This is a genomic window from Pseudothauera hydrothermalis (genome assembly GCF_003345255.1).
Lineage (GTDB): Bacteria > Pseudomonadota > Gammaproteobacteria > Burkholderiales > Rhodocyclaceae > Pseudothauera > Pseudothauera hydrothermalis.
Genome location: NZ_CP029331.1, coordinates 2,734,580 through 2,747,043 on the forward strand (window position 1 = coordinate 2,734,580; position 12,464 = coordinate 2,747,043).

A 12,464-nucleotide genomic window follows, 5' to 3' on the forward strand; every position below is an offset into this window, starting at 1 on the left:
CCAGCGGATAATGCCCGCATGAGCTACGCCCCAATCATCAAGGAAATCGGTCGAGGCGCCAAGGGTGCGCGGCCACTGGACGCCGCCCAGGCGGAAAGCGTCTTTGGCGACATGCTCGACGGCAAGGTGCCCGAACTGGAGTTGGGCGCCATCGTCATCGCGCTGCGTATCAAGGGCGAATCCACCGAGGAACTCATCGGCTTCAAGCGCGCTTTGGATGCCCGCACGCCGCAGCTCGTCGTGCCCGCAGGGCCGCGCTGTGTGGTGTTGCCGACCTACAACGGCGCACGCCGGCAGGCCAATCTGATGCCGCTGTTGGCGCTGATGCTGGCGCGCCAGCGGGTGCCGGTGCTGATTCACGGCCGGCACGATTTCGACAACCGCACCAACCCCTTCGAACTGCTGGCTGCGCTGGGCATCCACCCGGCGACCAATCTTCACGCTGCCAGTGCGGCGTTAGCCGCCAATCATCTGGCCTGCCTCAAGCTCGACACCTTGTTGCCCGGCCTGGACCGCTTGCTGGCGCTGCGTCTGCGCCTAGGCGTGCGCGGCAGCGCGCATACCATGGCCAAGCTGATCGACCCCTGCCGCGGGCATAGTGTGCGGGTGGTGGCGGTCACCCATCCCGAGTATTTGGCACGCATGCATGAGTTTCTGTGCGCCGACGGTGGACGGGCGATGTTGTTGCGCGGCACCGAGGGCGAAGCCTTTGCCAACCCGCGCCGACGCCCGCCAATGCAAGTGTTCGCCGACGGCGCGGCGCGCATCGCCTGGCCGGGCGAAGAAGGCGGCGCCCCACCTCTGGTCGATCTGCCAGACTGCCCGACCGTGGCCGAAAACGCGCTGCTGATCCGCGCCATGTTGAACGGCGAACGCCCAATTCCGCGGCCGTTACAAGAACAGGCGCAGGCGCTGGCGGCGCTGGCCCGCGGCTGATGGCACCGGTAACGTTTGCATGTTTGACCGATTGCGCGGTTGACCGCCTAAAATGGCCGCTTCTACTGATCGGCACCTATCCTGATGCGCATCCATCTGTCCGCACGCGCAATTTTTCTTGCGCTGTTCCTGTTTTGCATCGGCCTGCTGGGCTTTGGTCTCTATTTGCAGCATGTCCAGGGGTTGGAGCCATGCCCGATGTGCATCATGCAGCGCTATGCGTTGGCGCTGGTGGGGATGATCGCCCTGCTGGGCGCGCTGCATGGGCCGCGCAAGGCCGGCGCACGGGTCTATGCCGCGCTGATTCTGCTGGTGAGCCTTGCCGGTGGCGGAGTGGCCGCACGGCAGAGCTGGATTCAGCGCTTTCCGCCGGATATACCGGAATGTGGACCGGGGCTGGAATTCATGGTGGAGAGCTTCGGTCTGGCCGACGCGCTACCCATGATTTTCCGCGGCGCGGGCGAATGCACCGCAATCGACTGGACCTTTCTGGGACTGTCGATCGCCAACTGGTCGTTGGTGAATTTTGTTTTGATCGCGCTGCTGGCCTGCTTCATGCTGTTCCGCCAGCCGCCCCGGCGCGGATATTGAGCAAGCGGCCGCAGATCGGACTGCCGGCCTGCTAACCCAGCACTTCTACAATCGCTCCGCCAATCTCATAGCGGCCGCCCCCCAACGCATGGCAGCGCTTCACTTCCAGCCGGGCGCGCAGCGGGGCCGCACCGGTCGGCGAATTGACCGACACTTCCAGCACCTCATGCTGTCCGGGTACATAGGTAGAATGCAAGGTCATACCGCCGATGCTCAGTTCGGTGCATTGCGCAGCCACGGTGTCGCCGCCCGGCAAATGTATGGCGGCGGCGCAGCCGAGCGGAATACGGCGGTCGAGTCGGCGTTCGGGAGGCGCGGCGCGATCGTTCATGCCTAGTCCATGCAAATAATCAGGACGGGCGCAGTCTACACCACCGCTGTTGCGCTGACGAGCCACGCCGCCAAGGCGCCTCAGAAACCATGACCAATCGCAATCCAACCGGGCCGGCGGTGCATGATGATTTTTGAGCCAAGTCCGATCAAGGGGCGGTCGTGGTCGTCTATCGCCACCTGTGATGTTTTGCTGCGTGAGCGCGCGGTTGGCCTGATAGGATGCGCGGCCCGTGGAGATGATGTCGAGCTTTATACCTTTCGTGATAATCGAATGAAGCCATCGCACTCGCCCTGAATCCATTTCTCTTATCGGAATGACCCTACACCACGATACCCATCGATGAGCCGCACGCACTACCTCTTTTTGCCAAGCAACGCCGCACTGGCGGCCCCGGCCGGCGGCGGACCGGGCTGTGCCTTGCGCACCGCACAGGTGCCCGCGTCATCGGAGGATCATCAGGGCAATCGCACCTACTTATCATACGCATAACAGATAAGCCGTTTACGATCATGCACTTAGGCACCCCCTGTTCACAGCGTCATATTTTGTGTAGCTTACTGTCTTTTTGGGGATCCCATGAAGGCAGTAAGCATCATGCCGCTGACGCAGGTGTTCGTCTCGGTTTCCGACCCGCGCAGCAAGCGCCACACACGCCACGACCTGTCCGAACTGCTCACGGTCGCGGTGTGTGCAGTGCTCTCGGGCGTGGACGACTTCGTCGACATCGAGTTGTGGGCCAAGGCCAAGATCGATTGGCTGCGAGGGTTCATGAAGCTTGAGCATGGCATCCCTTCGCACGACACGATCGGGCGCGTGTTCGGCCTGATTGAGCCTGACGAGTTCGAGGCGGCGTTTCGGCGCTGGGTCGGCATGGTCGTGCCGGTGCTGGCCGAAGACACGGTCGTTGCGATCGACGGCAAGAGCAGCCGAAGAACGGCAAGCAAGGGCAAGACCCCTGCAAGTGCCCTGCACATGGTCAGCGCGTTCGCCGCCGGGATGGGCGTGGTGTTGGGCCAGAGGGCCACGGCCGAGAAATCCAACGAGATCACCGCCATTCCCGAGTTGCTCTCGAAGCTCGCCCTGGAAGGCTGCGTGGTGACGATCGACGCGATGGGCACACAGGCGAAGATTGCGCGCACGATCCGCGAACGCGGCGCCCACTACGTGCTGTGCGTGAAGGACAACCACCCGAAGTTGCTCGACTCGATCCGCTTTGCCGGCGTCGCGGATCCACGGGGACCGCTCACGCCGGCCTCGACGCATGAAACCACGAATCTTGGCCATGGACGCACGGAGATCCGCCGCTGCGTTGCGTACGACGCCACCGATCGGCTCTACAAGGGCGAAGAGTGGAAGGACGTCGCGAGCTTCGCCTTGATCGAGCGGGTGCGCACTGTCGGCAACAAAACCAGCACCGAGCGTGCCTACTACCTGAGCAGCCTGCCCGCGGACGCCGAGCGCATCGCCAAAGCAGTTCGCAGCCACTGGGAGGTGGAGAATCGGCTTCACTGGTGTCTGGATGTGCAGTTCAACGAGGATCAGTCCCGGGTGCGCAGCGGTTACGCGGCCAACAACTTGGCTGTTGTTCGCCACATCGTGATGAACCTGCTGCGGCTGAACACGACCCGTAAGGCGAGCATCAAGTCCAAGCGCATGCTGGCTGCCACTATTGACGAATTTCGGGCCGAGTTGCTCGGAGTTATGACATGAAGGTGCGATTGCCCTGGGAGGATCATGAACTTTGGATTCATCAAGCGCTGGCAACCATTATCCGGCTCGATGCGCTCGATCTGTTCGCGCGGCGGGTGCGCGCGCTTTCGGCCGGCTTTGCCATCGCCGCCATGGCGCTGCTTGCGTTTTTCTGGATCGGCGAGCACTACGTGACCCCGATTGTGCTGGCGGCAATACTCTTGACCGCAACGCTCGGCCCCGTGGTGACGATTTATACCTTTTGGCTGCGGCGCACGCTCAGACTGCAAAGACATGCAATCGTGCGCCAGCTCTACCGCTGCGGCCTGCGTGTCGAGCAGAAAACGATTGTGACCAATACCCCGCATCCGACCCTGGTCGCGTCACTCGATACACTGCCCCACAGGGATTGAATGGAGAATTCAAGGAATATCCCGCTGCGGTCATTGCCGCCAGCCCTTGCATCCGGACTTTTCGGCAGCCGCGCGGTGCTGGCTGCCGGCGGCACGGGATTCGCGCTGCTGGCGGCCGCCTTGATTTTGCCAATCGACGCTTTTGCCCAACTGGTCATTGCTGTGCCGCTGGTGGCGATATTGTGCGCGGCGCGGATCGAAACGGACGGTTCGGGTGCGCCGGAATTCTTTCGCATTCTGGCGTTGGCGATCGGCGGCTTCATCACGCTGCGTTATCTCAGTTGGCGAGCCGGCTATACGCTCTACGGCGCCGATGTGTTCAGCCTGGTGGCAGTGTTGTTGCTCTTTGGCGCTGAGCTTTATTCGGCGGGGATCCATTTCTTGGGCGGATTCATCAACATTGCACCGGCGCGGCGACCCTTGCTGAGCATCGACGATCTTCCCGCTGAAATCGCCCTGCCGAGCGTCGATGTGCTAATCCCCTCATACAACGAAGACCCGGCGCTGCTCGAAATCACACTGCGTGCCGCGCTGCAGATGCGCTATCCAGCGGATCGTCTAAAGGTGTATCTGCTCGACGACGGCGGCACCGACCAGCGTATTGCCCATCCCGACCCGCAGATCGCCGCCGCCGCGCAAGCACGCCGATCCGCGCTGCAGGCGCTGTGCGCGCGGCTGGGCGCACACTACATCACCCGTGCGCGCAATGAGCGCGCCAAGGCCGGTAATCTCAACCACGCGCTGGCGCACACCCGGGGGGAGCTGATCGTAGTGCTTGATGCGGATCACATTCCCACGGTCGATTTTCTGGACCGCACCGTGCCCTGGCTGGTACTGCAGCCGGATGTGTTCCTGGTGCAAACCCCGCACTTCATGATCAATCCAGACCCGGTGGATCGCAACATGCTGCGGCGTTTTTCGCGGATGCCGGCGGAAAACGACATGTTCTACCGTGACATCCAGCGCGGGCTGGATGCCTGGGGGGCGTCTTTCTTTTGCGGTTCTGCCGCGGTCTTGCGGCGCAAGCATCTGGAGGAGGTTGGCGGTCTGTGCGGAGACACCGTGACCGAGGACGCCGAGACCGCTTTTGAACTGCACCGCCGCGGCTACCGCTCGGTGTACGTGGACCGTCCCATGGTGGCGGGGCTGGCGCCCGAGACATTTTCCGCATTCGTGACCCAGCGCATGCGCTGGGCGCAGGGCATGGTGCAGATTTTGTTGCTCAAACGCCCTTTCATGTGCGCCGAACTCAGCCTGCCTCAGCGCTTGGGGTATCTGAGTGCGATCTTGTTCTGGCTGTTTCCGTTCTCGCGCATCGTTTTTCTGGTCGCTCCGCTCGCCTATCTGATCCTGGGCATGGATGTCTATAACGCGTCGATCATGCAGATTCTGGCCTACACGGTTCCCCATGTGGTGGCCACCTACGTGATTGCCGACATGCTCTACGGCCGCACCCGCTGGCCACTGGTTTCCGAACTGTATGAAGTCATGCAGTGTCTGTTTTCGGCAGCGGCGATCTTCAAGGTGGTGCTCAATCCGCACAAGCCCGCTTTTGTGGTCACCCCCAAAGGGGAAATACTCGACCGGGACACACTCTCTCCGCTTGCCCGCCCCTTTCACATACTCTTTGTGCTGACCTTGGCTGGCTTTGCGTTTGGCGCCTACCGGCTGGTGGAGTATCCATTGACCCGGGATATGACCGTTGTGGTGCTGCTGTGGAACGTTTTCAATTTCGTCACCCTGCTAGGGGCCTTGGGCGCATTGCTGGAGCGCCAGCAACGACGGACATCCCCCCGGATGCCAGTGACTGAGCCGGCAAACATTGCATGGCCGGGGCAGGCCCCCTTGCGCTGCACTATCGAGGATCTATCGGCCCAAGGCGCCCGTGTGCGTATCGACACACCCGTTGCGCTCGAACCCGGACAGCCGGTGGCGCTGTGCGCCTATGCGCATGCCCTGCAGCGACCGATCGAATTACCGGCACGTATCCGTACGCGCAGCTCAGACGACGGTTTGGTCATTGGCGTGGCGTTCGACAACCTCGAGCCCGCGCGCATCGATGAGGCGGTTGCCTTTGCCTATGGCGACAGCGCACGCTGGCTGTATTTTCAGGAGCGGCGCGCCCGGCCGATCACCTTTTTTCAGGGTCTGACAATCATGCTCTCTCTGGTCTGGAGGCCGTTTTTCCTCCATCTCAAGGCGATGGCTGCCCGATGGCGGCCTGAAGTGGCCGCCGAGCAATCCGGCCGCAGCGCTTGACCGCCCAATATCGATGATCGACACCCAGTATTTTTGACGGCTATCCTATGGTCCTCTCGTTTCCCACCGGTTTGTTGAAGAACGCGCGGCTGGCGCTGTGTCTCGCTTGGCTCATGCTGTCGGGTATCGCTGTCCATGCGCAAAATCCGGCGGGAGAAACCCTGCGCTTATCGTCATTTACCGCACAGCCCGGGCCGGTCAGATTGACCGATGTCACCTCCTCGGTGGATTTATTCATCCCGGTATCGTCCATGGTTGCATTGCAGGGCGCGCGGATCAGTTTGCGCTACACCCACTCGATCGCCCTGCGCCGGGAACGCTCCTACCTCTTGGTGCGGCTAAACGACATCACGGTGGCGCAGATTCCGGTCGACCCGGCGCAGCCTGGCGGGGTGGCGCGCTTTTCGGTACCCGACGACTTATGGCAGCCGGGGTTCAACCGCCTGACCATCGGCGTCATCCAGCATTACACCGACCGCTGCGAGGACAACCTTTCGCCGGAACTGTGGACCGAGCTCGATCTGCACGAATCCCGCCTGCAGTTCGAGCGGGTCGCCCGCACTGAACAACCGACACTGAGCGATCTTGGTGCCGCGTTTGGCCCCGGTATTGGCGCATTCGGAAAAGTCACCGTGTTGTCCTTTGCCGGCGCGGACGAGATCAATGCCGCCGCGCTGCCGTTGGTCGCCCAGGCGCTGGCCTTGCGGCGTCGCTTCGTGCCACTGACGGTCGATCACATCGCTTGGCCCGAGGCGCAGTACCCAGCCAGCGCCGCCGACCCGCTGGTCATCGTAGGCACTGCCGAAAAGATTGCCGAATTGACCGGCGAGCCGGCGCCCGCGGTAGACGGACCGCACTTGGCCATTTCACGCACACCGCCGGTTCGCGATGAGCGCGGCCGCCTGGTCAGCCCAGCTCGCTTGCAGTTGCTGGTGACCGGCCGCCATGCCGCAGAAGTGATCGAGGCTGCGCGCACGCTCGCGCTGATGGACGATGCGTACAACCCGGTGGCCACATCGACGGTCATCGACCGCCGGCAACGTCCTGCGGCAATCTCGCCCTTGTCGCGCCTGGTGCTGCAGCCAGAGCGCAGCTACACCTTCGCCGACCTGGGTTTCCCCACCCAGACGCTCAAAGGGTTCGGCAGCCGGCGTGTTGGCGTGGATGTCCGTCTGCCGGCCGATTTCTATACTCACGATTCGGCACAGGTCGAACTGTTGCTCGACCTGGCTTATGGCGCCGGCATGGGACCGGGTTCGGTCATGAACGTATTTTTGAACGGCGACTTCGTTCATGGACGTTTGCTCGATGAAGCCCATGGCGCCACCTTCAACCGCTATCGCATCGTGCTGCCGGCCAGACGCTTCGTGCCCGGTCGGAACAAGATCGACTTCGAATTGACCCTGCGTCCGGAAACGGTTCCGGGCGAATGCGCCGGTCTGGATGGCCGTCACCTGGTCGCGCAAATTTTGGACACCTCCAGCCTAACCCTGCCCGCATTTGGCGCGGCTTCATCGCAACCGAATCTGCGGCTGTTGGGCAGTACGGGTTTTCCCTTCAGCAGCGAATACGCCGACACCCGCTTCGACCTTTTTATCGACCATCCTGTCCAGACCGGGGCTGCGCTGACCTTGATCGGCCGCATCGCCCAGGCATCGGGCGCGCCACACGATGGCTGGCGCCTGCACACGGGTTTGGAGAACATCGACCGCAGTACCCGAAGCATCGTGCTGGCCCCGATCTCCGCCCTGCCCGAGGCGCTGTTTGCGGATTCGTCCGTCGCATTCGGACGCGCCCTGCGCTGGCCCTATACGGCCATCAACGATACCCGGACCGCCGGCGAAGCACAGCGCGACAGCTTTTCAGCCTGGCTGATCCAACAACTCGGTTTGCAAGCCACACCCAAACCCGCTGCGCCGTTTCAGGACATGCTTCAGGGCCATGTTGAACAGGTGTCCGGACTCGGTCCGCTGGGCGGGCTGGTTTTGCTTGCCAATCCACTGGCCAAGCCGGGGGCAGCGGTGCTGGTGGTGACCGCCGAGGACGCGGAGCGCTTGGATGAGCGTGTCAACGCGCTCGTCCAGCCTCAGGTGTGGTCTCAGCTCGACGGCAGCGTGCTGTTATGGCAAAACGCGGATTCGCCGGTCATCAGCGCCCAGGTGGTCGACCGTTTCGAAATGGGCACAGGCTCCAACTGGCTGCTGCTGCGCCTGTGGTTATCGAACAAGCCGTGGTACTGGCTGGCACTGGTGTTGGTGGGTGCGCTGCTGTTGGCGCTTGCCATCAACGCGTGGCTAAAGCGCCGGCAGCACGGCATGCACCGCTGACCCCCGATGCGCACGCCATGGCTGCCTGTCCTGCTGGTCATTTTGGCGCTGGCCAGCGGAGGATGTGAGCGTAATATGCCCGGAACCGCCCAGCGGCCTACACCGGATGCCGACTATCTTCTTCTCTGGGAAAGCTACCGTCAGGCGTTCATCCGCGACGGGCGGGTCATCGATGTCGACAACGGCGGCATCACCCACAGCGAGGCGCAAGGGTACGGCATGCTGCTGGCCGAAGCCGCGGGGGACCGCCCGACTTTCGACCGCCTGCTCGACTGGACCCTAGACCGGCTTCAACGCTCAGACGGTTTGCTCGCGTGGCGCTTCGGTCCATGCCCCGCAGCCGACGCCCGCGCTGCAGTTGCCGCCGCACTCGGCCGCGAGCCGGTCGTCGAACACGGACAGTGTGTCAACGATGCGAATAACGCCAGCGACGGCGATATCCTGGTGGCCTGGGCGCTGATCAGAGCGGCCGAGCGCTGGGACGAACCACGTTATCTCAGCCAAGCCCGGCGCTTGGCCGAAGCCACCGTCCGCCACTCGATGATCCCCTGGAATCAAGGCTTACTGCTGCTGCCGGGCGCGCAGGGTTTCATTCATCCGCCATCGGACGGCCACCCCGGCTACCTGGTGGTCAATCCCTCGTACTGGGTGTTTCCGGCGCTGGACGATCTGGCCCGGGTGTTTCCGGATCAACCCTGGGAAACGCTGGCGCAAAGCGGTCAAACCTTACTGCGCCTGGCCCGCTTCGGCACCATGGGCCTGCCGCCGGACTGGCTGGCGGTCGACCCGTCGCGTGGCACGATCATCGGCCCGGCGCCCGGTTTCGACCCCGTCTACGGTTTCAATGCCCTACGCGTCCCGCTGCATTTGACCTGGGGCCGCAAGCGCTGGCAGGCAGACGACCTCAAACCATTTTTGGCGTGGTGGGCCCACTTCCCCAACCAGTCTTTTCCTGCCTGGATAGATCTACACACCGGCGCGACCGCCCCGTTCGGTGCATCGGCCGGCGCACAGGCCATCGCGCGGTTCGTCCGAAGCGTCAGTGAAGGCTGGCCACCCGAACGGACCGAATGGCCTGCATTGGGCGAGCATGACCGCTACTATTCCTGGAGTCTCGCCATGCTGACTCGCATTGCCGCACACGAAACCGATCGATGAAGCCCGTCGATGTGCCATATCGCGCCCACCTGGGCAGACCGTCGCGATACTGGCCACAGTGCGTCATGGTCTGCATCTTTGCCTCGCATAGTGTGCTGGCCTGGGCGCAAGCGGCGGTCGACATCGAGCGCATCCCCAACCCGGTCGAACGCGCCGTCGCCCCAAGCAACACCTTACCGCGCATAGGCCCTGCTTCGACGCCCGCGACAAGCGGGGCCGCGGCGGTCGATGAACGCAGTCTCTGGTATCACCTGCACCGCGCCGACCGCGCCATGGTGAAGCTGGAGTTACAGCGCCTGCGTGCCCTGCATCCGAACTGGACGCCAAAGGGAGACTTGCGTCGCGCCATCGACCGCCTGCTCACTCCCGCCGCACCGGCCGCACCCGCTGCCTTCAGCACAGGCAAAGCGGTGTCTGCGTGCGCCGATCCGCAGGCGGCCTGGCGGAAAGCCGCCGGCCGACGCAAACCGCTCGTGGCCATGTTGCTACGCTGCCCGGACCCCGGTATCGCCGAAGGCACGCTCACCAAGCTGTTGCGCGGCCGGCGGCTTTCCGAGCAGGTCGCACGTCTGGAGGCGCTACCCACCAAACGCCTGGCGCCGGCGGTGCGCGCCGTGGTGGAACAACGCCTTTACGCGCTCCGCCTGGAGATGTTCGCCCACGACGACGGCGCTAAGCTACCGGCAGACTGGTCAGACGAGCTGGCGCAACAAATACGCCAACGCAACGATGCTGCCGCGGCATTGTTGGTCGGTTGGCGCAAGCTGGCACAAGGCGACACTCCGGCCGCCTTGACCTGGTTCGAGCTTGCCGACCGATGGGGCCAGCATGAAGCGGCCCGCGCCGGCATCGCGGCAACCCACGCGGCGCGCGCCCAGCGGGCGATCTTCCAAGAAGGGGATTTGGATACCGGTATGGTGGCCATTCAGGCCAGTCGAGCGGCCGGTGGCGATCCGGCCGAACCGATCGCGTGGGCACTGTACGAGCAAAAACAGTGGGCAGAGGCCGAGCGCGTGTTTGCGCTCGCGGGCGACCCGGAGGTGGCCGCCTATGGCCGCGCGCTGGCGCGGCAGGCCGCCGGTGACCTGTTTGCCGCCACCGATATCGCCTGCGGGTCCGCTACGCTGTCCGAACGGCTTGCCGGGCTGTGTACCGAGCTGGAACGCGCGGCATTCTGGGCGCACTGGCGCAGCAATGACCCGGCGGCCACCATCGCACGGGGCCTGCAGCTTGAACGACGGTTATCGACGCCCCCCGCCGAAATAGCCGAAATCATGGCCTGGGCGTACTTGGCGCTTGACCAAGCCGACGAGGCGGCGCGGCGCTTTGTGCGCATGCTGAGTCCTGCGATGAGCCCGGAGCTGGCTTCCGGCCTGATCGACAGCTTGATCCGCGCAGGTCGCGCCGACGAACTGGACGCCTTGGCCGTCCAATCCCCGGCGCTGGCCGAGCAACTGCGCGCCCGACGCAGCCGTCTGGCCGCCGCGCGCGGCCAATACGCGCTGGAAGCGATGCTATCGGCCGCGCCCGATGCCAACACCGCACAGTGGCTGCTGCAGAGCGGTTTGACGCGATCGGCCAGCCGCGGCGCAAAGGGCCTGGACCGCCTCGAACTCGACCGCCGCAATCTGGGTTTGCGCTTTCAACAGCAAGGCTTACGGATCGATCTCGGCGTGCGCCGTTCGGCGCTATCGGCCGGATATCCCGCACCGGACGCCGCGCTGGGCTTGCGCCACCCACCCACGACCACGGACAGCCATGCACCGCAAAGCGCGGCCGATGCGGACGAATGGCTGCTGCGCGCCCGCCTCGAACGTCCGGACTATACCGTTCAAGGCGAGCTGCGATCCCTTCCCAAAGGCGGCGCGGTCGACCACGACGGCGTGCGCGTGGGCCTTGCCTATACCCGTTATCACACCCGCGCGAGCACCCGGATTGCGCTACGCAGCGCGCCGCGTCAGGACAGCCTGCTGTCTTTCGCCGGGCAGATCGATCCGGTGAGCGGGCAACGCTGGGGCGGCGCGCTGGATACGACAATCGAACTCAGCCAGTACCTTGCCACCGATGAACACGCCGGACTCACACTGACTTACGCCCAAGGACGAATCACCGGCCGACACCTGCCGACCAATCGGCACCGAACGCTGCAAATCGATTATCGCCGCGATCTGCGCCCAGCGGACTGGGCGTATTTCCGCGTAGGCCCGTTCGCCGCGTGGACTGCTTATGCGCACAATCTGAGTCATTTCACCTATGGGCATGGCGGCTATTACAGCCCGGAGCGCGATGTGAGCATCGGCGTGCGCTTCAATGGCCTGACCGCTACGGGCTCGAACTGGATCGCCCGTGTGGAGGGCTCCTTGGCCTGGGCCGAGGTGGATGAAGCTGCCGCAGCGCGCTTTCCCGGCCAGAAGCTCACCGGGCCGGCCTACCCTGCGACGCGCAACAGCGGCGCGCGGGGCGATCTGCAAGTGCGGGCGGCCTGGCGGCTTTCGCCCGGACTGGTGTTACAGCTTGGTGCCGGGGCGGCCAGCGCCCGGCAGTTCGATCATTGGTGGTTCGGCCTGGGCCTCAGCATGCCTTTGCAAGCCGGCCACCGTCTAAGCGCGGATGATCTATTCACTCTTTTCGACCGCAGGGACTAACCGCCCGGTGCACCGCTCCATCCCTTGCGGCAACCGCCGACCTTTTCCACAATGAAACGCACGCAGCAGCCCTTTCCACGGCCCAAGGACGCCACTTTATGACCCATCCACC

9 protein-coding genes are annotated in these 12,464 nt (G+C 63.9%); 8 read left to right on the forward strand and 1 reads right to left on the reverse strand.

Going from position 1 to position 12,464, the window contains the following annotated elements:
- Window positions 1-18: 18 nt before the first annotated feature.
- Together ybiB and DIE29_RS13045 are read left to right on the forward strand one after the other, a co-directional pair.
- The gene (gene ybiB, locus DIE29_RS13040) at window positions 19-936 is read left to right on the forward strand and encodes a DNA-binding protein YbiB (protein WP_114650107.1); all 918 of its coding nucleotides are present in this window, start codon (window positions 19-21) and stop codon (window positions 934-936) included.
- A gap of 84 nt (window positions 937-1,020) precedes the next feature.
- Complete coding sequence (locus DIE29_RS13045; RefSeq protein WP_114650108.1) at window positions 1,021-1,527, forward strand: disulfide bond formation protein B; 507 nt, start codon at window positions 1,021-1,023, stop codon at window positions 1,525-1,527.
- A gap of 31 nt (window positions 1,528-1,558) precedes the next feature.
- Here the strand turns inward: DIE29_RS13045 and DIE29_RS13050 are convergent, their stop codons facing one another.
- Window positions 1,559-1,858: a PilZ domain-containing protein gene (locus DIE29_RS13050; protein WP_114650109.1), complete on the reverse strand. Its 300-nt coding sequence runs from the start codon at window positions 1,856-1,858 to the stop codon at window positions 1,559-1,561.
- A gap of 579 nt (window positions 1,859-2,437) precedes the next feature.
- On the opposite strand from DIE29_RS13050, the gene DIE29_RS13055 reads away from it, so the two are divergent.
- The 6 genes from DIE29_RS13055 (at window position 2,438) to DIE29_RS13080 (ending at window position 12,352) form a co-directional block, all read left to right on the forward strand.
- Window positions 2,438-3,571, forward strand: coding sequence for an ISAs1 family transposase (locus DIE29_RS13055; RefSeq protein ID WP_102040763.1), 1,134 nt, complete (start codon window positions 2,438-2,440; stop codon window positions 3,569-3,571).
- Complete coding sequence (locus tag DIE29_RS13060; protein WP_114650110.1) at window positions 3,568-3,963, forward strand: hypothetical protein; 396 nt, start codon at window positions 3,568-3,570, stop codon at window positions 3,961-3,963. The genes DIE29_RS13055 and DIE29_RS13060 overlap by 4 nt, the downstream gene beginning before the upstream one ends.
- A complete protein-coding gene (gene bcsA, locus DIE29_RS13065) occupies window positions 3,964-6,222 on the forward strand; it encodes a UDP-forming cellulose synthase catalytic subunit (protein WP_114650111.1) in 2,259 nt (752 codons plus the stop codon).
- A 47-nt stretch (window positions 6,223-6,269) separates the two neighbouring features.
- The gene (locus DIE29_RS13070) at window positions 6,270-8,549 is read left to right on the forward strand and encodes a cellulose biosynthesis cyclic di-GMP-binding regulatory protein BcsB (protein WP_102042746.1); all 2,280 of its coding nucleotides are present in this window, start codon (window positions 6,270-6,272) and stop codon (window positions 8,547-8,549) included.
- 75 nt (window positions 8,550-8,624) lie between these two features.
- A complete protein-coding gene (locus DIE29_RS13075) occupies window positions 8,625-9,707 on the forward strand; it encodes a family 8 glycosyl hydrolase (RefSeq protein ID WP_158640356.1) in 1,083 nt (360 codons plus the stop codon).
- A gap of 65 nt (window positions 9,708-9,772) precedes the next feature.
- Window positions 9,773-12,352: a cellulose synthase subunit BcsC-related outer membrane protein gene (locus DIE29_RS13080; protein WP_158640357.1), complete on the forward strand. Its 2,580-nt coding sequence runs from the start codon at window positions 9,773-9,775 to the stop codon at window positions 12,350-12,352.
- The last annotated feature ends 112 nt before the right edge of the window (window positions 12,353-12,464 follow it).

Excerpts from the sequence above, each read along its gene's own strand:
- DIE29_RS13080 (WP_158640357.1), top strand. The coding sequence starts at position 9,773 with ATGGTCTGCATCTTTGCCTCGCATAGTGTGCTGGCCTGGGCGCAAGCG.
- DIE29_RS13045 (WP_114650108.1), top strand. The coding sequence starts at position 1,021 with ATGCGCATCCATCTGTCCGCACGCGCAATTTTTCTTGCGCTGTTCCTG.
- DIE29_RS13070 (WP_102042746.1), top strand. The coding sequence starts at position 6,270 with ATGGTCCTCTCGTTTCCCACCGGTTTGTTGAAGAACGCGCGGCTGGCG.
- bcsA (WP_114650111.1), top strand. The coding sequence starts at position 3,964 with ATGGAGAATTCAAGGAATATCCCGCTGCGGTCATTGCCGCCAGCCCTT.
- ybiB (WP_114650107.1), top strand. The coding sequence starts at position 19 with ATGAGCTACGCCCCAATCATCAAGGAAATCGGTCGAGGCGCCAAGGGT.
- DIE29_RS13050 (WP_114650109.1), bottom strand. The coding sequence starts at position 1,858 with ATGAACGATCGCGCCGCGCCTCCCGAACGCCGACTCGACCGCCGTATT.
- DIE29_RS13075 (WP_158640356.1), top strand. The coding sequence starts at position 8,625 with ATGCCCGGAACCGCCCAGCGGCCTACACCGGATGCCGACTATCTTCTT.
- DIE29_RS13055 (WP_102040763.1), top strand. The coding sequence starts at position 2,438 with ATGAAGGCAGTAAGCATCATGCCGCTGACGCAGGTGTTCGTCTCGGTT.
- DIE29_RS13060 (WP_114650110.1), top strand. The coding sequence starts at position 3,568 with ATGAAGGTGCGATTGCCCTGGGAGGATCATGAACTTTGGATTCATCAA.